Genomic DNA, 22374 nt, shown 5'->3' with positions numbered 1-22374 from the left:
AATCGCAAGAATTTCGCCGGCTCTGCCAACAGAGAAAGGCGATGGCTTGAGAGCCACTGATGATGTCCCAGGGAGTGGTGTAGCTCGTTCGATTGTCGAGCTTTCCAGTCAAGGCCGGGAGCAGGTCAACTTGCGGCAGGCAAGTTGATGAGCGGATCATCACTCATTGTGGCGATCGTCTCAAGTGTCATGTAGCGCGAGCGCTGAACAGCCCACTCATCATTTTGCTCCAGCAGGAGAGCGCCGACGAGACGGACAATGGCTTCGTCGTTGGGAAAGGACGGCTGCTGCCTATCTGTGGCTTGAGCGATGCAGAGTCCTTGTCTGAGCCCAACCACGCCGCTTTCCGCGATTGGCCTGACCGCTTCAGGTCGCCTATGCGTATGTCGAGCCGCTGCCGTTGATAGGTGTCCCTGCCAAATTCTCCATGATGCTTGTCACAGTCGGCATTGCCTGTGGCAGAGCAATGAATCCGCTATAGATCTGAGGGCGGGGGATGCCACCTTTCCATCTCGGCAAAAGCATATGATTTAATCACGCAACCGGCATTTTCCACCGATCCGACGTCGTAAGGGGATTGGATATGGCGCTGACATATCTCTCGCTGATCTCGTCAGCTTTGGTGATTGGCGGCAGCATATTGCTCTCCTAGCAATTGATAACCCGTTTCCCAACTTCAATTGTTATCATCTGACCGCATGTCAAGCTTGGACTGCGGCCGCCCGAAAAGGGGGCCAGACGGTGAAACTCTCGAATAGATTTCGAACCAAAGACCAGTTGGCTCTGGCCGAGAATGTCGAGCACGAGCCCGTCCTGGTCGACAGCAGGCGAAAACCAATTCTTTCTGGCTGCTACGCCGATTGTAACGCGATTCAGGTTTCACCGATGACGAACTGCCTGCCAATTTGCCAGCTCACAGGTCATCGCCTCTGGTCGCGTCGAAGATGGGAGGTCCTTCCATCTCAAGCCGGACGCGGCCTCTGCCGACGCGGACGAGGCGTATGGGCGCCCGCTTCTCTTCGAGCCGGCGACGCAACAGCAGGAGCCGGGTTTCGAGATTGTCCTTGATCTCCGGCATCCGGGCGCCGGCCGCGAGCCGCATTTCCCGGTTCGTGAATTCGCTTCGGCCCTCGTTCAAGTGCCATTCGAGCATCAGGCGCAGCAGCGAGCCGGCAACACCCTTCACGATGTAGGTGCCGTCGACGAACACGCTGTCGTCGAAGCGGTGATGGACGACGCGGACTTCCCGCCCGGCGGCGGCAGGTTCGGGCAGCGTGGCCACCGGCCTCGGCTCGGCGGCCGCCGCTTCCCGTTCGCTGGCCCTGAGGGCGCTGGCGGCCTGACCCGCCAAGATTTCGAGAGCCGCCTCGTCCTCCTCGCGAAAAGCCAGCCGTTCCGTGCTCTCGATGAAAAGTACGCCTGTAGCGGCGCCGCGGGCGGTCATGGGAACGGCGATCTGGCTCATGGCCGTCGGCAGTTGCGGGAAGGCGACGGTGCGTGTGGTATTTTCAGCCCCTTCCGCATCCAGGCCAATCGCTTCGCCGAACCTGCGGACGCGGCTCATGTCGCTGACCTTGATCGTCTGGCCGCTTGTTGCCGCAGCACCGATCAATCCCTCGCTGCCGGCGACTTCGGATCCAAGGCCCGAGCGCCCGTAGCCGATGCTGCCAGTGGTGATTAGACAACCGCGATGGTTGTCGCGGATGAGCACGAGCGCATTGTCGTATCTGAGAACGCGCTGGACGCTGCCGAGCAGGCTGTCGATAATTTCGTCGGCTTCCTGCTGCTGCTCGATCACCCTGATCGCCTCCGAAAGGGCGGGGAGGCTGACGGGTGGACGGCCAGCCATGGCCAGCGCGCTTTCCACCGGCGAGAGGACCTTTTCGATCCCGTGTACCCGGAAAATATCGGCGCTCCTGAGCCGCATGACGTCCGACATGCCGACCTGCGCGCTGCTCGCCTTGAGCTGGCGGGCGATCTTGTCAAATAACGCGCCTGCATCGACGGAACGCACGAAGCCGATGTCGAGCAGGAACTGGTCGCCCGTCAAACCGTCGACAAGGATCAGCGTGACCTTGGGATTGGCGCGCACATTTGCTGCCGTCTTGGCAAAGAACTGGTTGGAAAGCGCGACATGCTCCTCATCGATCCGCACCACATGGGAGAGATAGGATATGTTCGGCATGCCATCGGCCGAGGCCGTGGCGATGATGGAGGGGATGACACCTTCGAAGCAGGCGGAAAGATCAGAAAGCCGCGGATTCATCGGGAGCTCGCACCAGATTGCTCGCCTGCCAGCATGCCGGCGAGCGGGCCGGGAGTCTGGACGTAGATTTCGCTGATTGCGAGCCGGGCGACCCGCGCCTCGCGCGCCGTCAGCCAAGGCGCGATGAGGCGCCGAGGCACACCGAGGGATTCGAGCTCTTCCGTCGCCGAGGCCATGAAGCGGTCGGCGCGATCGAGGTCGCGCCTTTCCGTGTCGCGCATCGTGGCGGTGCCCTTCAGCTGGAAGCTCACATAGTCCGAGGGGCTGACGAAGGTGGCGGCGATCCGCCCGGTCTGCTTGATGCAGGGCTCGAGTCGCGGCCACTGCCAAGCGGAAAAGACGACGTCGATCGTTTCGCGGTCTTCCAGGAGATGAAAGCCGACGCCGCGTCCCGCGGAGGGCCGGCGGCGATCGTCGGCCACCGCGATGATGCACATCAGCGGCCGATTGAAAAAGTCGAGGAGCCTGTCATCGAGCCTCACTGCCACCCCCTATTGCTGTTCCCCAGACTTCTTAGCAAACTTTTAGGATATTCGGCACGGCTTGCACATTCATTTAGGAACGCCGGATTTCGCGGCGCGCTATAGAAACGCCGTACCGGCTGGACGGCCTGAACAATCATCATCTGCCCGTCTTCGGCGGCCCCCGCGCCGCCCAGGGGAAAGACGTCGATACCACGCCTCGCATGTCGGGGCGAGACACGATTTCTGCGTCCTGCCGCAAGAGTGAAAGCATCGAGGATCGATGCGGTCCGAACCTGGAGAGAGAGATGAAAAAATTCACCGACGCGGCGGTTTCGCCGTCGGGACATGGGACGCAGGCGATGGCGTTCGGCAGGCATGTCATCCGCATGATGGCAGCCCATACGGGCGGCTCGCTCGGCATGTTCGAGGCTTTCGTGCCGGCCGGCGAAGGACCGCCGCTGCATGTGCACGAGCGCGAGGACGAGTTCTTCCGCGTCCTTGCCGGCCGCTTCGGCTTCTGGTGCGCCGGCGACTATGTCGAATTGACGGAAGGCGGTTGCATCGCGCTGCCACGCGGCGTGCCACACCGCTTTAGCAATGTCGGCAAGACGGAAGGCCACCTCATGGTCGTCGTCACGCCGGGCGGGTTCGAAAGCTTCTTTCCGATCGTCGAACTCTGCAGGCCCGAAACACACGAGCAAATCGCCTCGGTCGCCAGGGACTTCGGCCTGATCTTTCCACCCGACAACGACCGCAAGGTCGCCTGACCCACCCGAACACACCACGGAACCTGAACACCGATCCATCGAAAGGAGACTGAAGGATGACACACGCGCCTTCGAACACAGACGAAATGACCCTGACGGCAGCGCAGCTCGACGCCTATCTCGCCCGGATCAGGATGGAGCGACCGGCTCACCTCGACATCCGCAGCCTGTCACAGCTGCATCGCGCCCATCTCAGGACCTTCACCTGGGAAGCGCTGGATGCCTTCATGGGATGGCCCTCCGCGATGACCCCGACCGCGGCCTTCGCCAAAATGGTCGAAGGCCGGCGCGGCGGTTGGTGCTACGAGATGAACGGCCTCTTCGGCGCCGCGCTTACCGCGCTCGGCTTCCGCGTGACCCGCCTTTGCGGCGGCGTCGATCGGGAGAAGCTCGGTGACATCGCCATTGGCAATCACCTCACCCTGCGCATCGATCTCGACCGTCCCTATCTCGCTGAAGTCGGCGTCGCGGACGCTATCGTCGAGCCGGTGCCGCTGGCCGTCGGGCCGATCAGCCAGCGTGGTTTCGACTTCTCGATCATGCCGGCCGACGGCGGATGGCTGCGTTTCAATAACCATGTGCGCGGCATTGCAAAAAGCTTCGACTTCCGGCTCGACCACAGCGACGAGGTGGCGATGGCCACGACGCATGGCTGGCTGATGCAGGATCCGGGCTCGCCGTTCACCAATGCGCTCGCGGTTCTGCGGCACACGGTGGACGGTTATGTCGCCCTGCAGAACGACTGCCTGCGCCGCGTGACCGCAAAAAGCCTCACCGAGCAGCGCATCACGAGCGCTGACCATCTCGCCGACACGTTCGAGACCGTGTTCGACCTCGACATTCCCCGGCACAGCCGCGTCTGGGAGCGCCTTCAGGCTATCAGCCGCGACAAGGCCGCCTGAACCGGCACCATCACGTCAAAGTCAAGGAACCACCCATGCTTCGCATTCCTGTATTCTCACTCGTTATTGCCTTGAGCACGACCTTCGCCCTTGCCGCCGCCGGCGACCCGGCGCCCGGCGGCGCCTACAAGACTGATCCCTCGCATTCTAGCTTCAACTGGTCGTTCAACCATTCCGGCCTTTCAAATTACACCGCGCGTTTCACCAAAGTCGACGCTCGGCTGGAGTGGAAGCCGGAAAAGCCGGAAACCTCCACGCTCTCGGTCACGATCGATCCGCTTTCGGTCCGCACCGACTATCCCTGGCCGGAAAAGGTGAACTTCGATGCTGAGATCGGCGGCGAGGAGACGTTCCTGGCCGCCAAGCCGATTACCTTCATTTCCAAGACGATCCGCGTAACGGGCGAGAATACCGGCGCCGTCGAAGGCCTCCTGACCCTGCGCGGCGAGACGCACCCGGCGACGCTCAACGTCACCTTTAACGGTTCGATGGCCGAGCACCCGATGATGGGCGTCCCGAAGATCGGCTTCTCGGCGACCGGCAGGATCCGCCGCAGCGAATGGGGACTGGATTTCGCAATCCCCGAGCTCGGTGACTTGGTCACCTTTGCCATAGAAACGCAGATGGTGCCCGCCGATTACTCATTCCAGTGAGAAACGAAATGAGATGCAGGTCCGGCCGGACCTGCATCTCAATCACTGCAGCAGGGTCTCATGGCTCAGTCGCCACGTCAACGAAACTAATGAGCTTGGCAAATGTTGTGAAGCTGATTTGTGGGAACGTCGGAACGTCGGAGGGTGCTCGGCGCCGACTCATGATGGCGCATCAAGGCTCTTCAACCGCTGTTCACGGGATGTGAAGTATTGGACTCCCGAAACTGTTCCCCGCCTGGCCACGTTCGATATCAGTGGCGTGAAGTGGAACCTTGAGTCATGGGCAAAGAGAAAGCAATAGTGGAAGGCGCCTCTGCAATGATCCTTAAGCGGAAATACTGGCACCAGATGAAGGGCGATAAGGTAAGGCGCCGGCTGGCGTCTCCTATGTCATCGCCCGATCGTGCGGGCCGCGGCTTCAGCAGTCCACTTCCTCCGGCCAAACTGGGACCACCGCCAACCGTGTCGATTTTCGCCATCGAGAGCACGCGCGCTACTGCAACCAATCGAGATATTGGTGTATCGAGATCGTTGCTTGACCGTCGTTACCCCCATGAAAGTCGCGCGTCATGTCCGGGAGGCGGCAAATGCCTTGGAGGCGGTCCGGGCCACGGAATTCCTGGCACGGAATGAGCTGGATGCGAGGGATCGGAATCCGGCTGCCGTTCACTGAATGCTTGCTTTGACATCTTTTGGAATCAAAAAGCCCGCCGTGTTGGCGGGCTTGGGAAGATTTGGTTGCGGGGGCACGCAACCAACGATTCCTGCGATTGGTTGAGCGAGAAATACCGAAGCTGGCACGCATCACAGGACCGATGCACACGGTGAAGCCAGACGGTGGTCCACCAATGATGGCTTCACAGTGAAGCTCCCTCTGCCTTCAACGATCTAGGCGTGATCACACCGATACCAACAGCGGGGTGATGTCGCCGCTCGCATCGCCTGCACGAAGCGTGACGACAAGCTCGAATTCACCCCCTCGCGATCAAGAGAACATATTGGCTAAAGAGCTCTGACATGCGGCAGAGCGTAGTGACCTGGGCGTTCCCAATAGTCTGGCTTGTCAAATCACGATCGAGACGTGCAACGACATCAAGCTTAGAGCTTGGATCGATGACCACAAAGCCGGCGATGAATCGATCCGACGCGAGATCTGTGATATCAGCCTCGCCTGGTCTGACAGATGCTGGAGCCGCAATGTTCAGTCGAAAAACTCACCTTATATTCGCAGCGTGCCTGGCATCTCTTTTCTTTTCGCCATCATTTGCAACGGAAAGAATTTCGTGGAACTCGCTGAGACCGATGGACCAGCGGGGCGCGCTCCTGCCTCCAAGTGAAAGCGTGCCTGACGAAGTGGTCGCCAAGAGCCTCACTTGGCCCATTAACGGGCCCGCGGTGGAGTTGACAGGGTTTCTCCTGCCGATCGACCAGGAAGGAGAGCTTGTCTACGAATTCATGCTCGTCCCGTGGGCGGGAGCTTGCAGTCACGGTGCCGCTCCGCCACCAAACCAGATGGTTCATGTGTTCCCGGCTCAGCCATACCGAATTTCGCGAATATATGAACCGATCGTCGTGAGCGGTCGACTGAAGCCCGGGATCGACCAGGCCCAGCTTTTCATCATGGATGGCAGACGGGTCCTTACCTACGGATACAGCATGACGAAGGCCGATGTCGTTGCCGCGAATAAACTCGACGATCCCGATCTCCGCGCAATCCCTCCCGGAAATTTCCTGTCGAAATAGGGCGCAAGAAGCGAGACATGATCGCACGCGCGAACGAACCAACGCCTTGGCGAGGTATCTCAAGCTACAGTCCTCCACCTCGAGACATCGGCACATGCCTCGAACCGCATGAGCGGCAACGGCAGCGCTGGCGCGCAGAGATCTGCTTCGAGCGATCGCAGCGGCCGATCAGGGAGCTTCCAGACGAAGCACCTGATCGCTGACGGCGGTCAGCAGCGCTTCGTCATGGCTGACGACCATGATCGCCACGTCCCGTTCCCGTGCGACCTTCACCATCAGCTGCATCGTTTCCGCCTGCGTTACCGGATCGAGGCGCGAGGTCGGCTCGTCGGCGAAGAGGAAGACCGGATCGAGGAGCAGCGCACGCAGCAGGGCGATCCGCTGAAGTTCGCCGCCGGAAATCTCACTGGGCAGCCTGTTCAGGAGGTCGGATGACAGCTTGAGGTTCTCGAGAGATGATGCGATGCGGGCACGATCGATTCCGTGAAGCCGCACAAGGTCTTCTAGTCCCTGAGCCAATGTGATCCGGGCCGGAAAAGCAGCCGGCGGGTCCTGCCACAGCTTCTGGTAGCCCAGGCGCCGGATGGATGGGTCTCGCCAGAGCGTGCCTTGATGCGGCAGCAGACCAAGAATTGCATTGCCCAGGCTCGACTTGCCGCAACCCGAGGGACCGAAGATGCCAAGCACCTTCCCCGGCGATAGCGTGAAGTTCACCGGCGCGAAAAGTTGCCTTCCGCCTCGTGCGACCTGAAGACCTTCGGCCCGGATCAACGGTGGCATTTCCGCCGCCGGAGTGCGTCGAGCCCAGCGTCCGGGATCGGAGGCGACCAAAGCCCGGGTATAGGGATGTTCGGGAATGGTCAGCACGCGTCCGGCCGGACCACGCTCAATCACCTCCCCGCCCTTCATGACGAGAATCTCGCCGCCGAGACCCGCCGCAAGGGCAAGGTCATGGGTGATGGTCAGGAGGCCGCCTCCTCCTTCAAGGCCACGACGCAGGAGCGCGAGTACATCGTCACGACGACCGGCATCAAGACCCTTGGTCGGTTCGTCGGCGACGGTGACGGTCGCCCCGCCCGCCCGCGCAGCGGCGAAGGCCAGACGCTGCGCCATGCCGCCGGAAAGCTGCCAGGGATATTTGGAGCCTGACCCGTCCAGACCCAGCGCCGCCAGGTCCGCATTGGCGCGGTCATCCGGGCGTTGATCACTCCGGAAGAATTCGTAGACTTCAGCGACCTGGCGTTTTGCGGGCATGAGCGGATCAAGGGCGAGCCAGGGCTCCTGCGGCAGAACCGCGACGCGGCGACCCCAGAGCGCGCGGCTGGCCCGGGACCGGCCCGGCTTCAGCCGCTCGTTTCCGACGATGATGCTGCCGGCCGCCTCAAGTCCCTTCGGCAATGTGCCGATGATCGCCTGCGCAAGCAGGCTCTTGCCCGAGCCGCTTTCGCCCAGGACGGTGACCGCTCTCCCCGCCGGCAGGCTGAGCGAGACCGGATTGACCAAGGCCTCCTTACCTGCATGTACCGTGATGTTTTCGGCGATCAACAAGGTCATCGGCGGCCTCCCGCAATGAGGTTGAGCGACAGGAGCAGGATGAAGCAGGCGAGCACCGGCTGGATGAGCGCCACGGGCGCTTCCCGCCAGCTTGGCAGAAGCTCGACCATCATCAGGCCAAGTTCAGGTGTCGGCGCGCGCATGCCGACGCTGACGAACCCAAGTGCCGCAATGGCGGCAATAGCGTTGGCGACGCCGAATGCCGCTGCCGTGCGCAGCATCGGCCCGATTTCCGGCCACAGAATGCGACGAAACACCCAAAGCGGGCCGAAGCCCTGCAGCGTCGCTGCCTCGACCGCCGGGCTCGCCAGGTGGCTGCGGGCCGCACTGCGTGTCAGCCGGAAGAATTCGATCCATTGCACGGCAGCGATGCCCGCCCAGAAGGCGAGCGGGGTAGACGGCAGGATGACGCCCATCATCAGCACCATCAGCAGGGCCGGCAGCGCCAGGAAGGAGTCCGCCAGCAGCGACAGCCCCCGGTCAATGAGACCACCTCGCCAGCTGGCCAGGGCACCGAGAGCGACGCCAATCACGGCGGCCGTCGCCGTCGCGGAAATGGCAATGACCAGAGAAAGGCGCAAGGCGTAAGCCAGGCGCGAATACATCGACCGGCCCAGATGATCGTATCCGAATGGAGCACCGGCATCCGGGCCTGCCAGCGCCTTCAGGAGCGCCTGCTTGAAGGGACCCACGGTGTCGAAGAGCGGCCCAATCAGGGCGTAGGCCAGTATGGCCACAAGCAGCACCCATCCCATGCGATAGCTTGACATCGTCACGCGCGCACCTCACGCGGATCGATCCGCCGCGCGACCAGATCGATGACGGCGTTTATGACAACGAAGGTCAGGCCCATCACAAGCGCCGTGCCCTGCACCATCGGGACATCGCGGTGGAACACGGCGTGAATGAGCGCGTGACCGATGCCTGGCCAGCCAAAGATCGTTTCGACTACCACCACGCCTTCGGCCAGAAGCACGAACTGAAGGCCGAGATAGGTGATCACCGGAGCACCGATATTGCGCAGGCCGTGGCGAAGGAGAACCTGGATCTCGCTCAACCCTTTCGTGCGCGCGAAGGCGTAGTGGGGACTTGCTTCAACGGCGGCCATTGCATCGCGGGTGATGCGTGCCGAGGCAGCCGCGAGACCGAGCGCCAGCGTCCCGGCCGGCAGGAAAAAGTGGCTTGCCTGGCCATAACCGGCCGATGGTAGCAGACGAAACTGCACCGCAAAGATCACGATCAGAACCAAGCCCAGCAGGAACTGCGGCACAGCCCTGAATGCTGCCGCGATTACGAGCAGCGCCCCATCGAAGCGGCCGCCGGCATTGAGTCCAGCGTAGATTCCGAGCGGCGGGCCGATCAAGAGCGATAGTGCCAGCGCCATTGCCGCCAGTTCAAGGCTTGCACCCAGCTGATGGACAATCTCCCCCCAGACGCTTTGTCCTGAGACCAGCGATTTCCCCAGGTCGAATTGTGCCAGGTCGGACATCCAGCGCAGGAACTGGGCCAGCGGATCGGCGCCCAGTCCCAACTCTACACGAACCGCCTGGGCAAGTTCGGCCGAGGCCAGATCGTAGCCGTAGCGGGCGGCGGCGATGCGATAGGCCATGTCTCCCGGCATTGCCTGCATCATCAGGAACGACATCACGCCGACCACCAGAGCTACGCCTGCCGCCTGCAGCAGGCGGAAGGCTATGATACGCAATGCCGCCGTCACTTGATGAACTCGGCCGACTTCAGCCCGAGCGTACGCTCGTAGGGATCGATCACAATGCCCTTCACCTTCTTGGAAATGGCCGCAGTCTGCTGATACCAGGCGATCGGAATGACGGGCATTTCGGCATGAAGGACACCGGCAAGAGCGGCGCGTTCGGCCGGGGTCCCGCCGTTGGCCGCCATCTTTTGGACGGCAGCCGTGAAATCGGCATTCTGCCAGCCCATCGCACCCCAATCACCGGTCGGCGCGTAGTCCTGCATCAGCGTTCCGATCGGATCAGGCACCAGCGCGAAGTTGCGGGCAAACAGCGCCATCTGAAGAGTTCCTGCGGCGTGCTTGGCGGGGACTTCGGATGAGTTGGTGGAGTTGATGGTGACGGCGATACCGACGTCGCGCAAAAGCTGTTCCAGCACAGCGGCCGTCAGGGGCAGTTCTGGCCGGTCCGGATAAGTCAGCAACTCGACCTCAAATCGCTGGCCGTCCTTTTGCAGCACTCCGTCGGCTCCTGGGGTCCAGCCCGCTTCGGCAAAGGCAGCCTTGGCGGCTTCTGCATCATATGCGAGAGGAGCAAGCGCAGCGTCGTGCCAATCCGCCATGGCCGGGGGAAACATCTGCGTTGCCGCCGCCGGGTAGCGGAGAACTGCCTGCGCCAATCCAGCGCGGTCGATAGCCAGCGACAATGCCCTGCGCTCTTCGATCGTGTCGAAGAAAGGTGAGGCAAGATTGATCTTCAACAGCAACAGGCGCGGCAGAGAGACGGATTCCACATTCACGGACTCCACGGCCTTGAGTCTCGAGACGGAGGCCGGATCGAGGTTGACCACCACTTCCGCATCCCCCGCTTCCGCCATCAGCGCGCGCGTCTCGGACCGACTGATGCCGCTATAACGCACAGCCAGCAATTTTGGCGCACCACCCCAATAGGCTTCAAACCGTTCTGCCTCCAGCGTCATCGGCGGCTCGAGCTTGGTTGCCTTGAAAGCGCCCGTGCCGATCAAAGCCGTCACCGTACCGTCGGCGGCATAGGACGCGGGTGCAAGGATGCCGGTGCGGTATTCGGCGAGGAAGGCGGGCAGCGCCGCGAAGGGCTTGGACAGCGCGATGACGACCTCTTCCCCCTCGGCAGCGATGGAGGCGATCGGCGCTTTCGTCAGGCCCCCCTCCTTCTTGGAAGACCAGTTCAGCGCGTTGGCCGCGGCTTCCGCGGTCAGCGGACTGCCGTCATGGAACGTCACGCCCGATCGAATGTGAAAGCGCCAAGCCAGATTGTCCGCGCTGACCTTCCAACCATCCGAAAGGCCGGGCAGAAGCTGTCCCGAAGCGTCGGCACTCACAAGCGTCTCGACCACATCCATCTTGAGGTAGATGTCGCCTGAGAGCACTGGATCGGCCGACTTGATCTCGAACGGCGCGGCCACGTTCAGGACCGTGTCATCCGCAAAGGCGGCCATGGGGATGAGGGTGGCAAGCAGGGCGACAAGTGGAAGGCGCAGCACAGTCGATCTCCGTTATGTTATAGCATGACGCTCCTCTAGCGGCGTTGTCACTCGTATTCAAGATGCTCCTGCGGAAAAATGTTGCACCCACTATTGCCCCAACATGCAGCGCGCTGCCCGCTCGTCGACGTCCCGTCATACGTTCTATTTTCTGACGGATCGTGCCGCTACCGGCGGTCTGACCGTCATTTCCTTGCTGTCGCGATAAGGCGGATGACGAGACACAACACGATCAGTCATACTGCGCTTCGCGAGAGCCACGGGGTGCAGGCTTCAGCAATATCCTGCTCGGTCACGTCGACCATGGCCTTGTGTACCGAAATCTGTCGGGTCGAACGCCCGGCACTCATGATGACAATGACCGTTTCCTTCGGTGGGCAACCGGGAACGGAACAAGCGAGCTCGTTGACGAAGACAGCATCGGCATCGCCAAGGCGGAAGGCATCGCGGGACCATTGCTTGATGGCACGTGCCGCGCCAACGATCGCCGGTGTTTGGCGCGCGAGCGGATTGGTGAAACCAGACTTCATATGACTCTCCGTTTTCGCGTCTTTGAAGTAGACACCAAGTAGGCGAAAAGCTCCTGGATTTGCTGGCTGCGCAGTTCGTGGCCGATCAACACGAGTTTCGTCGCTCTTGGTTCTCCGGGCCACGCATCGAGGCGCTGTATCGGATAGAGCCTGTGCTGGACTGCGTGGACGATAGCGGGGCGAGAAGGGTCATCCGCCAATGCCACGATTCCCTTCAATCTGAGCAGGCCCGATTGGATGTTGCTGACGATCAGGTCGAGGAACATTTGCAGCTTGTGCGGGTCGAGCGGCTGCTCTTGGGTGAGCGCCACGGCCTTGATCCCGTCACCATGACGGTTGGGGTCATGGTCATGCACCCGGTGTCTGGAAAGTCCTTCCATGGCGAGCCATCCCACCACATCGTCGGTCTTGCCCAGCGTCGAATACCGTCCCGCTTCCAGAATGATCTCTGCAGGTCGGAAGTCGGGATCATGCCTGTCGTGAAAGCGGGCAGCTGGATTGAGCCATTGCAGGTCCGAGAAGGCGGGGCCGGCCAGATCGGTCTTTGTCGCGACAACATGATCGGCGAAGGCGAGCTGTTTCCATCCTTCGACATGGCGATCAAGCATCTCCCGACCGTCAAGTGCATCCAATGTGGTGAAAACCTTGGAAAGATGAAAATGACGGCCGACGACATGGTCGCGCAATCCTATCGCAGGTGCGCCACCGGCTACGAGGCTATTGATGATCGGTGCCGGATCAGCGAGACCTGTCGTCTCGATCAGGACACGCGAGAACGGCGCAATCTCTCCCAAACGCCGCGCCTCGTGAAGCTCGAAGAGCGAGGCTCGCACGTCGCTTGTCGCCGTACAGCAGATGCACCCAGTCGTGGTCCGAAAATAGCGCTCGCTCCCGACCTTCACCAGCGCATGGTCGATGGGAACGGAGCCGAACTCGTTGACGATCACGGCGCTGTCCGCCATCGCTGGATCAGCAAGCAATTCGTTGAGCAGCGTCGTCTTGCCGGAGCCGAGAAAGCCCGTCAGCAGCACGACAGGCACCGAGTCGTAAAGTGCCATGATCTCCTGCTCGCCTCGATCTGCTATGCCGCGCCGTTTGAAGATGCCGAAAGGCATGTCACCTCTCCCCTGCCTGGCCGGCACATGAATGGTGGCGGGCGTTGACCCGCCACCCTGTGCATTCAGCTCCCGAGAATGGCTGCCTTCATCGTCTTCACATTATGATGGAACATGTCGATATAGGTCGACGCCGGGCCGTCGGGACCGGAGAGCGCATCGGAAAACAGCGTTCCGCCGACCTTGAGGCCGGTCTCGCTCGCGACTTGTTCCATGAGACGCGGATTGGTGATGTTCTCGACGAACACCGCCGACGCCTTGTCTTCCCGCACCTGGTCGATGATCTTGGCCACGTCGGCGGCCGAAGCTTCGGCTTCGGTCGAGACGCCCTGGGGAGCAAGGAACTTCAGGCCATATTCATGCGCGAAATAGCCGAAGGCGTCGTGCGAGGTGATAATCGTGCGCTTGGCCTCGGGGATCGAGGCGATCTCGTCGCGCACTTCCTTGTCCAGTGCCTTGAGTTTGGCCAGATAGGTATCCGCGTTGGCCGTGAAAGTCGAGCAATCGGCCTTGTCCGCGGCGCATAGGGCTTCCGCGATGTTCTTCACATAGATTTCGCCATTGGCGACCGACTGCCAGGCATGCGGGTCAAACTCGCCGTGATGATGATGTCCTTCTTCCTCCGCATCGTGGCCGGCTTTGGCGTGGGTCCCGTCCGCATGTTCATGCTCTTCTTCCTCGCCCTTGAGCGGTGAGACGCCCTTGCTGACTTCGATGACCGGAGCCTTGGTGCCGCTGGTCTCGATCAGTCGCGACATGAAGCCTTCGAGGCCGAGACCATTGACGAGCACGACATTGGCGCTTTCCAGCGAGGCGGCATCGGCCGGGCTGGGCTCATAGGTATGCGCGTCGCCGTCGACGGGAACGAGCGTCTTGATCTCGATCTTGCCGCCTCCAACGTTCCTGGCGAGGTCCGCGATGATAGAGAAGCTGGCGACGACCTTCAGTTCCGCGGCAGATGCCGAGGAGGCGATGCCGCCAAGCACGATGGCACTGGCATAGCTGGCGAGGCGTAGGGTCCTGAACATGGGAAGCTCCTTCTGTTGATCAGGCTGTCTTGTGGCGGCGTGACTGGAGGAGGCCCATCAGCACCCCCCTTCGGCCGGCCAAAGCTGAGATGAGGTAGAAAGCGCCGGCGACGAAGATGATCGCGGGGCCCGATGGCATGGATGCATGATAGGACAACAGCAACCCGCCGACGGATGACGCGACGGCGATCGTCGCCGCAATCAGACAGAGGCTGCGGACGTCGTTGGACCAGAAGCGGGAGGCGACTGCGGGCAGCATCATCAGCCCCACCGAGAGCAGCGTGCCCAGCGCCTGGAAACCGCCGACCAAGTTGAGCACGACAAGCATCAGAAAGACGAAATGAACAGGGCCGCCGATTCGGCTGACCGATCGCAGGAAAAGCGGGTCGAGGCACTCGGCGATCAGCGCCCGCCAGAACACAAGCAAAGCGATCAGCGACACGCCAGAGATGGTTCCGATCACCGAGAGCGCCTCGTTGTTTAGGGCGAGAACGGAGCCGAAGAGCACATGCATCAGATCGACGCTCGAGCCATGCCAGGAGACGATGAGAACGCCGACCGCGAGCGAGATGAGATAGAAGGCCGCCATGGATGCGTCCTCCCGCTGCACGGTGATGCGCGACACGATGCCGGAACCGATGGCGACCAGCATGCCGACGGCGAGACCACCGAGCGTCATCGGCAGGATGTCGAGACCAAAAATAAGAAAACCGATCGCCGCCCCCGGAAGGATGGCATGCGACATGGCATCGCCCGTCAGACTCATGCGGCGCAGCATCAGGAAGACGCCGACCGGCGCGCAACTGATCGACAGGACGATCGACCCGAGCAGAGCCCGTTGCATGAAGCCATATTGCACGAAGGGGAATATCAGCCAGTCATACATGGGCGGTCGTCCTGTGGCTGTGCGCCGTGTCGTCATGGCCTTGCGAGTGGACTTGTGACTCGGTGTCATCCTCGCACCAGCCCGCGTTGTCGTCCCAGGCTTCCTGGAAGATTCGCGCCCGGGAGAGGTTATGCTCCGTCAGCACCTCCGATGTCGGACCCCAGGCCACGGGCTTGCGCGCCATCAGTAAGGTCTCAGGGAAATGGGACCTAACCAGCGCATGGTCATGCAACACGCAAAGTACGGTCCGGCCCTCGGAGACCCACGCCTCGATGACGTCCATAAGATGGCGAATCGTCGGCTCGTCCACGGCATTGAAGGGTTCGTCGAGCAATATGAGATCGGCGTCCTGCAACATGGTCCGGGCAAACAGCGCCCGCTGCATCTGCCCGCCCGAGAGACTGTCGAGGGGACGATTTTCGAAGCCGTGCAGCCCCACCTCGGCGAGACAATTAGACAGGTCGTCCCTGTCGCCTCGCGTCAGACGACCGAAGAGACCGCGCTTCTGCCAGAAGCCAAGTGACACGAGGTCTATGACCCGGGCCGGAAAGAAACGGTCGATTTCGGAATGCTGCGGCAAGTAGCCGAGACGGTCGAAATGCAGTTCGCACGTGCCGCTGATCGGCTTCAGGATTCCCGCGATGCCCTTCATCAGCGTCGACTTGCCGGACCCGTTGGCCCCGACGACGGCAGTCAGCGAACCGCGCGCGACGCTGCCGTTCAAGTGGTGGACGGCGGCATGAGAGCCATAGCCCAAAGTGAGGTTTTTGAAGTCGAGGCGGTTGGCGTTCATTTTCGGCACCGGGGATTGACAACTGCGTCTTATGTAATGTTATTACGTTCGTCAAGGGGACGTTATACCGTAACAATCCATCCGCCAACCACCCGCGACCAAATAACGCGCTGGAAAGGACGATCCCGATGTCAGTGGAAGCCGTCGCAAAGCTAGACCCCACCCCCGTCACTGTTCTTACGGGCTATCTGGGTGCGGGAAAGTGAACCGCATCCTGTCCGAGCCGCACGGACGAAAGTACGCCGTCATCGTCAACGAGTTCGGCGAGGTCGGCATCGACAACGACCTGATCGTTGACGCCGACGAGGAAGTCTTCGAGATGAACAACGGCTGCATCTGCTGCACCGTTCGTGGCGACCTCATCCGCATCATCGAGGGACTGATGCGCCGTCGCGGCCGTTTCGACGGCATCCTGATCGAGACAACGGGCCTCGCCGATCCCGCACCGATCGCCCAGACCTTCCTCGTCGATGAGGACGTGAGAGCCAAGACCCGGCTCGATTCAATCATCACCGTCGTCGATGCCAAGCACTTTTTGGGTGAGATCGACAAGGCACACGAGGCGCAGGAACAGCTTGCCTTCGCCGATACCGTCATCCTCAACAAGATCGACCTCGTGTCCCCAGATGAGATCAAGGCCGTCGAGGAACGCATCCGCAGGCTCAATCCATTCGCGGCGCTCATCCATGCCAACCGTTGCGACGTCGATATCGCTGCCTTGCTGGACCGCAGGGCCTTCGACCTCGATCGCCTCCTCGAGGTGGAACCCGATTTTCTCGATGAAGTCCACGAGCACGAGCACGACGATCATGTGACCAGCATTTCGCTCGTGGAACATGCGCCGCTCGATCCGCAGAAATTCTTCCGCTGGATCGAATATATCGTGCAGGCTTACGGCACCGACATCCTGCGTATGAAAGGGATCATGTCGTTCGGCGATGACGACGACCGCTACGTTGTTCAGTCCGTCCATATGCTGATGGAGGGCGATCATCAGCGCCCCTGGAAGCCGGACGAGCGACGTGTTTCCCGGCTCGTCTTCATAGGCCGCGACCTGCCTCGGGACATCATTTCCGATGGATTTGGCAAGTGCCGCGCGACGCGTGTCGCTGCTGAATAAGCGAGCTCACGAGGGGGATCGGAGGTCCGCCGCTTGCTCCGATCAGCTGATTTTACCTCTAAGAGTCCGAGCCACATCATGCCTCAAGACGCTGCCACCGAACATAGGAAACTGACCCGAAACCAGGGCCTCGTCCTGTCTGTCCTCGAGGGAGCTGGGCAGCCACTCAGTGCCTATGGTATCCTTGACCGGCTGCGCGGCGAGGGCCTGAAGGCACCGCTTCAGGTCTACCGCGCACTCGACAAGCTCGTCGAGGTAGGCCGAGTTCATCGTCTCGAAAGCATGAACGCCTTCGTCGTCTGCTGCCACTCGAACCACGGGCACATCCATTCCCGGTTCACGGCCTTCGAAATCTGCGACGCTTGCGGCAAAGCCTCCGAATTTCACGATGAAGCTATGGAAGACGCGTTGATGCAGCACGCCCGCAACGGCCGCTTCAAGATCAGGACGACAGCCATCGAAGTCAGGGGCATCTGTCGCGAGTGCCGCTAGCCGCTGTCCATTTCAATGACCTATCCCAAGGAGATTACAACCATGCGGGACAAACTCCCCGTTACCGTGCTTTCAGGCTTTCTCGAGGCCGGAAAGACCACCCTTCTCAATCACATACTTGCAAATCGCGAAGGCCTCCGTGTAGCACTCATCGTCAACGACATGAGCGAGATCAATATCGATGCCGCGCTCGTTCGGGACGGCGGTGCCAACCTGTCGCGGACGCAGGAGCAACTGGTCGAGATGACCAACGGCTGCATCTGTTGCACCCTGCGCGACGACCTGCTCAAGGAAGTGCGGGCACTCGCCGATCAGGGACGATTCGACTATCTCCTCATCGAATCGGCAGGCATTGCCGAGCCGCTGCCGGTCGCCGCCACCTTCGATTTCCGTGACGAGAACGGAATGAGCCTGTCCGACGTCGCCCGGCTCGACACTATGGTGACGGTGGTCGACGCCGCCAATCTGCTCAAGGACTACAGTTCCTCGGATTTCCTCTCCGATCGGGGTGAAACCGCCGGCGAAGGCGACGTCCGCACCATCGTCGACCTCCTCGTCGAGCAGATCGAGTTTGCCGATGTCGTCGTGCTCAACAAGGTCAGCCTCGCCTCGTCGGCCGAGCTTGATGCGGCGCGCAAGATCGTCGTCGCACTCAATCCCGATGCCACGATACTGGAGGCGGACTTCGGCTGTGTCGAGCTCCGTGACGTGCTTGGGACCGGCCGGTTCGATTTCGACCGGGCGGCCCAGCATCCGCTCTGGTACAAGGAATTGCACGGTTTCAAGGACCACGTGCCAGAGACCGAAGAATACGGCATTCGCTCCTTCGTCTACCGTGGCCCGGCGTGGTTCGCACCACGGGTTTCTTCTGGCTGGCGACGCGGCCCAATTTTGTCGGCGAGATCAGTCAGACCGGCGCGCAGGTTCGCACAGGCAAGGCCGGTCTCTGGGCGGCATCGGCATGGCGACGCTCGATGCGATGCGGCAAGCATCGCAGCCATTATCGACATGTTTGCCCGGCTTGCCATCTTCTTCAGGAATACAAAGCGACGCCACCGAGCCATCTGGAAGGACGTATGTCGCCAAATTGTCCGTTGGGGCAGCGACCACAGGGCGATGAGAAAATCCGAGAACAACGAGCAGCATCGCGCAGAATATGCGCGACGCGACGCCAAACGTTTTCCCGTGCTTGCTCATGTGCCGATTCGAACCGAATTGGCTGGATTGACAACCTCGTCCGCGGAGAATGACAATGCGGCAAAATGGTGACGCCTATTCACGCTTCGGTACGCTATTGATAGCGAAAGCAGCAGATTTTCCGCATTGCAATTGGCTGCGGGTGTCAGCCAACCCGATTTGCACCTGCGACACTAAGCCGTTGATTTTATTGGCGGTAGAATCGCGGCGCCGATTTTGGCGCAAGACAAAGAACCAGGTAACCTATTGTGCCACCAAGGTTTTTTCGTCTTATATTGGTTGCGGGGGGCAGGATTTAATCTTAACTTGCGATCATCGCCCCTGCCCCGTGCTCTACTGAAATCTCTTCCTATCGGTGGCCATAGATGCGTCGCCTGAACGGATGACGGTTTCCCTTGTCGCCGATTAGTCTGAAGTCGCCCCAAAAGCTCAACCCATCGCTTCCTTGACCAGCGTTAGCGTCTCAAGTCTGTCGATGATCCGTTTTGCCCGCTCTTCACCAAGCAATTCGGGAGCGGCTGACGGCCATAGCTCCAGCGCGCGTTCCACGGCCAACGTCACTTCACGAACGATCCATTTCGGATCGACCTGGAGAAAACTCGCCACCCGCTCAAAGCGATGTAAATTTACGCTTTCAAAACTGTGTGTTTTTACAAACCTGAGGGCCATAGTATCTCTGGGCATGTAAAGTACAGTAGGCACGATGTCGTATGCTGGTGAAAGACGGATTTCGCCTGGCTGTGGAAAGCAGAAAGACCAGTTCTTCAGGTGATTGTCGCCGTTTCCCAGCAGGACATCCGCGACCACACGACGAATAGCCTCCGATATGTCGGCGCGATGATCGGTGCTGAAGCGTCGAACCATGTTGATGATCGTCTCGGTCGTAGCCATCGTATACTTGCGATCGCCAATCGCCCCGATGATCTGCCCTGCGTCTTCGATGTGAATGCGATGCCCATCGGCTGTACGGTCGAACCGATCGACGACAAGGACGTTTTCACCACGCGTCAGAAACTCGGCAGGCACACCTGTTATCGCGTCACGCGAGACAAGACGGCATTTGGCGGTCCGGACTCCGATCAACCCGGCCAAACGCATCGCACCGTACTCTGCTTCGGGAAGGCTGGGAAATTGTTCGCTCGCCACTTTTATGATGCAGCGGCCGGTGTCGCCGCGTCCAGGCACGGTCAGACGCTCGCCATCCGGATTGGCCGTGAACTTCAACTGAATGCCGGCGAGCGAGAATTTGACGGCGCCTTCCGGCAGCGGTGCCTGGAAGCCCTGGACCCTATCCAGAGTAAGCGGGCCTGCGGAGGATGGCACCCCAGTTTCCGGCACGATGAGAACGGCACCTGGGAGATCCGCGCCGAGCCTAGTCAGCACGTCGAACTCGTCGTGATCACCGGAGCCCATTTCGGCCAGGACGAGCTCCCGAAGAGCACCTTCCGGTAGAAGCCCGGAAAACCAAGGGGGCAACGTTCCGTGCAGACCGATTTTGTCCCCTCTATTCGAAAGCCGATCGCGCGTGCCCTCGTCGTTTTCAGGATCATACCAGCCGAGGCTTAGAATCGGGCGCTCAGGCTCTCTCAGATAGGTCTCCGCAACGGCAAACGCGACGCCGCCATCGGCATCACGTGTCAACGTCCCTACCCTCACCGCGCCTAACCTGCGATCGAGAAGATGAACACCGAGGATAACGGGGGCCTTTGCCATTAGTTATCCTCCTCATCCTCTTCGCCAAGATCGATGAACAACTCGTCGAAGGCTGAGGGCGTCTGCTTCGATTGTCGCTTCTCTGAGCCAGTCTCCTCGATCAATCCGCGGACTTCGGCAACCCGCGAGCGCGGAACCAAGACGGGTGTCAAATCGAGAGCATCGCAAATCTCGGCAAAAAGGGTCAGACGATCGCGACCCCAGCGATTGCTGGCCAGATCGCGCTCCAGTTCGGAGATGCGTGCCCGATTGCGGCCAAGCCGGGCGGCGATTTCCGGCTGGCTCAAACCACGCCGCTTTCGAGCGGCGCGAAGCTGCGTACCTAAGATATTGAAGACAGTCTCCAGCATACGGAATTCCGATCGCTTCTGGCTTAACATGCGGAATATCGCTACGTCTTAGTCGCCGACTTTGCAAGCGGAATTCCGCTATATTGCGCTTCTTGATGCGGAATAACGCAACTTAGCGACTATCAGTGACGAATTTTCCAGAAATGTCATGGCTAAGTTCGCGGCTCTCCTTCGAAAACTTGCCGCTCTGCGGGCAATTTCCATCCCGTTTCGGAAAATCTCATCGACGGTTGCGATCGGAGACGGCAGACTGCTGACGATCACAATGTGTGGCCGGCGGCCTTCAGTGCTGCCGCAATCGTGGTGAGCGGAAGCAGCAGCGAGCGTGGCGTGTCGATGAGCGGAAGCGCGCCGAGTGTCTTGTACCAATCAGCGACCTGATCATTCTTGGCATCGATCGCCAGAACCACGCCACCGACTTCGGTGGCGGCAGGCCGATGTTGCCACTTTCTACAAGCATCTGAAGTTCGCGGCGTGCCGATCGTCACGCTGGCCGAGGGAGAGATCAGCGAACTGCATCTCGGCCTCAAGGGCACGATGAACGCGCTGTTCCTCAAGGACCTTGCCGCCAAGACTCATCGCGGCATCCGTGGTCGCGTCGAGGAGGGCAAGTCAGGCGGCGGACTCTGCTTCGGCTACAATGTCGTCAAGCAACTGGATTCTCGCGGCGATCCCATTCGCGGCGACCGCGAGGTCAACGAGGCCGAGGCCAATGTCGTGCGGCGGATTTTCCGCGAATTCGCCGCCGGCGTCGGCCCGCGCACGATCGCCCGCACCTTAAACGAGGAAGGCATCCCCGGCCCGAACGGCAAGCTCTGGAGCGACACGACCATCCGCGGCCACGTGAAGCGGGCACGGGTCTGGTGAACAATGAACTCTACATCGGCCGTCTCATCTGGAACCGGATGCGCTATATCAAGGATCCCTCCACCGGGAAGCGTGTCTCGCGGCTGAACCCCGAATCGGAATGGATCATCAAGGACGTGTCGGAACTGCACATCATCGATGTCCAATTGTGGCAGGCGGTCCGCGAACGTCAGGGCGAGATCGCCGCGAAGTACGCCAACGTCACCGAGGCCGTACGCATGCACCATAAACCGCCTGAACGGCACGCGCCGCCGAAGTCACTGCTGTCGGGGCTGGTGTTCTGCGGTTGCTGCGGAGGCTCCTACTCGCTTCGCGGCGTTGCGGCGCAGGATTTGAACCTGCGGCTCACGCCGCCTCCCCTTCCTCATGCTCCGGCTGCAGATGATGCAGGTAGCTGACAGCGCGCTGGGCATGGCCGGCGGCTGCGAATATCGCGCGCTTGTCGCCGGCAAGAACCTTCAGCCAGGAGGCGAGGTAGCTGGCATGATCGGGCCGTGGCTCGAGTTCGGGAACAATTCCGAGATCGGCGCAGAGGAAGCAACTGCCGAGCTCGGCGATCAGTTCCTCGCGGGCACGTTCGCTGTTGTCCTTGGCGTAACGGCTGAGGTCGCGATTAAGACGATGCCGGGCTGCCGTCCAGTGGGTCAGCTCATGACTGAGGATGGCGACATAGGATTGAGCATCCCGGAAGGCTTCGAAGGCCGGCATCTGGATGTAATCG

General features: G+C 60.8%; 22 protein-coding genes and 3 pseudogenes. 9 read left to right on the top strand and 16 right to left on the bottom strand.

Annotated features, from left to right (window positions below; translation table 11 throughout):
• Positions 1 to 125: 125 nt before the first annotated feature.
• The 3 genes and pseudogenes from FHT71_RS29160 to FHT71_RS29150 form a co-directional block, all read right to left on the bottom strand.
• Positions 126 to 278, bottom strand: a pseudogene (locus FHT71_RS29160) (IS256 family transposase); the annotation flags it as partial.
• Between the two features lie 635 nt (positions 279 to 913).
• Entirely contained in the window at positions 914 to 2266 is a 1353-nt protein-coding gene (locus FHT71_RS29155; protein WP_183723035.1) for a GAF domain-containing protein, read from the bottom strand.
• Complete coding sequence (locus tag FHT71_RS29150) at positions 2263 to 2748, bottom strand: pyridoxamine 5'-phosphate oxidase family protein (RefSeq protein WP_183723033.1); 486 nt, start codon at positions 2746 to 2748, stop codon at positions 2263 to 2265. Before FHT71_RS29150 ends, FHT71_RS29155 begins: the two co-directional genes overlap by 4 nt.
• 287 nt (positions 2749 to 3035) lie before the next feature.
• Between FHT71_RS29150 and FHT71_RS29145 the strand changes: the two genes are divergently transcribed.
• The 4 genes from FHT71_RS29145 to FHT71_RS29130 all read left to right on the top strand — a co-directional run bounded on the left by FHT71_RS29145 (position 3036) and on the right by FHT71_RS29130 (position 6795).
• Positions 3036 to 3497, top strand: a complete 462-nt coding sequence (locus FHT71_RS29145) for a cupin domain-containing protein (protein ID WP_183723031.1) — start codon at positions 3036 to 3038, stop codon at positions 3495 to 3497.
• A 56-nt stretch (positions 3498 to 3553) separates the two neighbouring features.
• Complete coding sequence (locus FHT71_RS29140) at positions 3554 to 4399, top strand: arylamine N-acetyltransferase (RefSeq protein ID WP_132593888.1); 846 nt, start codon at positions 3554 to 3556, stop codon at positions 4397 to 4399.
• Positions 4400 to 4434: 35 nt separating this feature from the next.
• The gene (locus tag FHT71_RS29135) at positions 4435 to 5052 is read left to right on the top strand and encodes a YceI family protein (protein ID WP_132593890.1); all 618 of its coding nucleotides are present in this window, start codon (positions 4435 to 4437) and stop codon (positions 5050 to 5052) included.
• A 1302-nt stretch (positions 5053 to 6354) separates the two neighbouring features.
• A complete protein-coding gene (locus FHT71_RS29130) occupies positions 6355 to 6795 on the top strand; it encodes a DUF3299 domain-containing protein (protein WP_246699369.1) in 441 nt (146 codons plus the stop codon).
• Between the two features lie 168 nt (positions 6796 to 6963).
• Here FHT71_RS29130 and FHT71_RS29125 read toward each other — a convergent pair whose 3' ends face one another.
• The 9 genes from FHT71_RS29125 to aztA form a co-directional block, all read right to left on the bottom strand.
• On the bottom strand, positions 6964 to 8349 hold the full coding sequence (locus FHT71_RS29125; RefSeq protein WP_132593892.1) for an ATP-binding cassette domain-containing protein: 1386 nt from the start codon (positions 8347 to 8349) through the stop codon (positions 6964 to 6966).
• Positions 8346 to 9119: an ABC transporter permease subunit gene (locus FHT71_RS29120; RefSeq protein ID WP_132593932.1), complete on the bottom strand. Its 774-nt coding sequence runs from the start codon at positions 9117 to 9119 to the stop codon at positions 8346 to 8348. The genes FHT71_RS29125 and FHT71_RS29120 overlap by 4 nt, the downstream gene beginning before the upstream one ends.
• 2 nt (positions 9120 to 9121) lie before the next feature.
• Entirely contained in the window at positions 9122 to 10066 is a 945-nt protein-coding gene (locus FHT71_RS29115; RefSeq protein WP_245505555.1) for an ABC transporter permease, read from the bottom strand.
• On the bottom strand, positions 10063 to 11562 hold the full coding sequence (locus tag FHT71_RS29110) for an ABC transporter substrate-binding protein (protein ID WP_245505556.1): 1500 nt from the start codon (positions 11560 to 11562) through the stop codon (positions 10063 to 10065). Before FHT71_RS29110 ends, FHT71_RS29115 begins: the two co-directional genes overlap by 4 nt.
• Positions 11563 to 11798: 236 nt before the next feature.
• Positions 11799 to 12092: a hypothetical protein gene (locus FHT71_RS29105; protein ID WP_132593893.1), complete on the bottom strand. Its 294-nt coding sequence runs from the start codon at positions 12090 to 12092 to the stop codon at positions 11799 to 11801.
• Positions 12089 to 13150 carry a GTP-binding protein gene (locus FHT71_RS29100; RefSeq protein ID WP_132593936.1) on the bottom strand — a complete coding sequence of 354 codons (1062 nt, stop codon included), beginning with the start codon at positions 13148 to 13150 and terminating at the stop codon, positions 12089 to 12091. Before FHT71_RS29100 ends, FHT71_RS29105 begins: the two co-directional genes overlap by 4 nt.
• A gap of 122 nt (positions 13151 to 13272) precedes the next feature.
• Positions 13273 to 14235 (bottom strand): zinc ABC transporter substrate-binding protein AztC, encoded by a 963-nt coding sequence (gene aztC, locus FHT71_RS29095; protein ID WP_132593895.1) that lies wholly within the window; start codon positions 14233 to 14235, stop codon positions 13273 to 13275.
• A gap of 19 nt (positions 14236 to 14254) precedes the next feature.
• Positions 14255 to 15121, bottom strand: a complete 867-nt coding sequence (gene aztB / locus FHT71_RS29090; protein WP_132593897.1) for a zinc ABC transporter permease AztB — start codon at positions 15119 to 15121, stop codon at positions 14255 to 14257.
• Positions 15114 to 15914, bottom strand: a complete 801-nt coding sequence (gene aztA, locus FHT71_RS29085) for a zinc ABC transporter ATP-binding protein AztA (RefSeq protein ID WP_132593899.1) — start codon at positions 15912 to 15914, stop codon at positions 15114 to 15116. The genes aztB and aztA overlap by 8 nt, the downstream gene beginning before the upstream one ends.
• A gap of 128 nt (positions 15915 to 16042) precedes the next feature.
• Here aztA and FHT71_RS29080 point away from each other — a divergent pair.
• The 3 genes and pseudogenes from FHT71_RS29080 to FHT71_RS29070 form a co-directional block, all read left to right on the top strand.
• Positions 16043 to 17034: pseudogene (locus FHT71_RS29080) on the top strand (GTP-binding protein).
• Positions 17035 to 17112: 78 nt separating this feature from the next.
• Positions 17113 to 17526 (top strand): Fur family transcriptional regulator, encoded by a 414-nt coding sequence (locus tag FHT71_RS29075; protein ID WP_132593901.1) that lies wholly within the window; start codon positions 17113 to 17115, stop codon positions 17524 to 17526.
• A 42-nt stretch (positions 17527 to 17568) separates the two neighbouring features.
• Positions 17569 to 18485: pseudogene (locus FHT71_RS29070) on the top strand (GTP-binding protein); the annotation flags it as partial.
• Between the two features lie 667 nt (positions 18486 to 19152).
• Here FHT71_RS29070 and FHT71_RS29065 read toward each other — a convergent pair.
• The 3 genes from FHT71_RS29065 to FHT71_RS29055 form a co-directional block, all read right to left on the bottom strand.
• On the bottom strand, positions 19153 to 20436 hold the full coding sequence (locus FHT71_RS29065) for a type II toxin-antitoxin system HipA family toxin (protein ID WP_183723027.1): 1284 nt from the start codon (positions 20434 to 20436) through the stop codon (positions 19153 to 19155).
• Positions 20436 to 20786 carry a helix-turn-helix transcriptional regulator gene (locus FHT71_RS29060; protein WP_132593905.1) on the bottom strand — a complete coding sequence of 117 codons (351 nt, stop codon included), beginning with the start codon at positions 20784 to 20786 and terminating at the stop codon, positions 20436 to 20438. Before FHT71_RS29060 ends, FHT71_RS29065 begins: the two co-directional genes overlap by 1 nt.
• A 260-nt stretch (positions 20787 to 21046) precedes the next feature.
• A complete protein-coding gene (locus FHT71_RS29055; protein ID WP_165933187.1) occupies positions 21047 to 21196 on the bottom strand; it encodes a hypothetical protein in 150 nt (49 codons plus the stop codon).
• A 64-nt stretch (positions 21197 to 21260) separates the two neighbouring features.
• Between FHT71_RS29055 and FHT71_RS31990 the strand changes: the two genes are divergently transcribed.
• Together FHT71_RS31990 and FHT71_RS31985 are read left to right on the top strand one after the other, a co-directional pair.
• Entirely contained in the window at positions 21261 to 21653 is a 393-nt protein-coding gene (locus FHT71_RS31990; RefSeq protein ID WP_348649328.1) for a recombinase family protein, read from the top strand.
• Positions 21650 to 22051 carry a recombinase family protein gene (locus tag FHT71_RS31985; RefSeq protein WP_348649327.1) on the top strand — a complete coding sequence of 134 codons (402 nt, stop codon included), beginning with the start codon at positions 21650 to 21652 and terminating at the stop codon, positions 22049 to 22051. Before FHT71_RS31990 ends, FHT71_RS31985 begins: the two co-directional genes overlap by 4 nt.
• On the opposite strand, the gene FHT71_RS29045 is transcribed toward FHT71_RS31985, so the two are convergent.
• On the bottom strand, positions 21999 to 22374 hold a 376-nt coding region (locus tag FHT71_RS29045), incomplete at its 5' end, for a zincin-like metallopeptidase domain-containing protein (protein WP_246718108.1). The two genes, FHT71_RS31985 and FHT71_RS29045, sit on opposite strands and share 53 nt — an antisense overlap.

It is taken from the genome of Rhizobium sp. BK060 (genome assembly GCF_014193145.1).
Taxonomy (GTDB): domain Bacteria; phylum Pseudomonadota; class Alphaproteobacteria; order Rhizobiales; family Rhizobiaceae; genus Rhizobium.
This window is presented reverse-complemented; position numbering and strand designations above follow the sequence as displayed.

What these genes read in the sequence shown, in the direction of transcription:
- FHT71_RS29075 (WP_132593901.1), top strand. Translation starts at nt 17,113, where the DNA reads ATGCCTCAAGACGCTGCCACCGAACATAGGAAACTGACCCGAAACCAG.
- FHT71_RS29130 (WP_246699369.1), top strand. Translation starts at nt 6,355, where the DNA reads ATGGACCAGCGGGGCGCGCTCCTGCCTCCAAGTGAAAGCGTGCCTGAC.
- FHT71_RS29135 (WP_132593890.1), top strand. Translation starts at nt 4,435, where the DNA reads ATGCTTCGCATTCCTGTATTCTCACTCGTTATTGCCTTGAGCACGACC.
- FHT71_RS29140 (WP_132593888.1), top strand. Translation starts at nt 3,554, where the DNA reads ATGACACACGCGCCTTCGAACACAGACGAAATGACCCTGACGGCAGCG.
- aztA (WP_132593899.1), bottom strand. Translation starts at nt 15,914, where the DNA reads ATGAACGCCAACCGCCTCGACTTCAAAAACCTCACTTTGGGCTATGGC.
- FHT71_RS29105 (WP_132593893.1), bottom strand. Translation starts at nt 12,092, where the DNA reads ATGAAGTCTGGTTTCACCAATCCGCTCGCGCGCCAAACACCGGCGATC.
- FHT71_RS29145 (WP_183723031.1), top strand. Translation starts at nt 3,036, where the DNA reads ATGAAAAAATTCACCGACGCGGCGGTTTCGCCGTCGGGACATGGGACG.
- aztC (WP_132593895.1), bottom strand. Translation starts at nt 14,235, where the DNA reads ATGTTCAGGACCCTACGCCTCGCCAGCTATGCCAGTGCCATCGTGCTT.
- FHT71_RS29155 (WP_183723035.1), bottom strand. Translation starts at nt 2,266, where the DNA reads ATGAATCCGCGGCTTTCTGATCTTTCCGCCTGCTTCGAAGGTGTCATC.
- aztB (WP_132593897.1), bottom strand. Translation starts at nt 15,121, where the DNA reads ATGTATGACTGGCTGATATTCCCCTTCGTGCAATATGGCTTCATGCAA.
- FHT71_RS29065 (WP_183723027.1), bottom strand. Translation starts at nt 20,436, where the DNA reads ATGGCAAAGGCCCCCGTTATCCTCGGTGTTCATCTTCTCGATCGCAGG.
- FHT71_RS29120 (WP_132593932.1), bottom strand. Translation starts at nt 9,119, where the DNA reads ATGTCAAGCTATCGCATGGGATGGGTGCTGCTTGTGGCCATACTGGCC.
- FHT71_RS29100 (WP_132593936.1), bottom strand. Translation starts at nt 13,150, where the DNA reads ATGGCACTTTACGACTCGGTGCCTGTCGTGCTGCTGACGGGCTTTCTC.
- FHT71_RS29060 (WP_132593905.1), bottom strand. Translation starts at nt 20,786, where the DNA reads ATGCTGGAGACTGTCTTCAATATCTTAGGTACGCAGCTTCGCGCCGCT.
- FHT71_RS29125 (WP_132593892.1), bottom strand. Translation starts at nt 8,349, where the DNA reads ATGACCTTGTTGATCGCCGAAAACATCACGGTACATGCAGGTAAGGAG.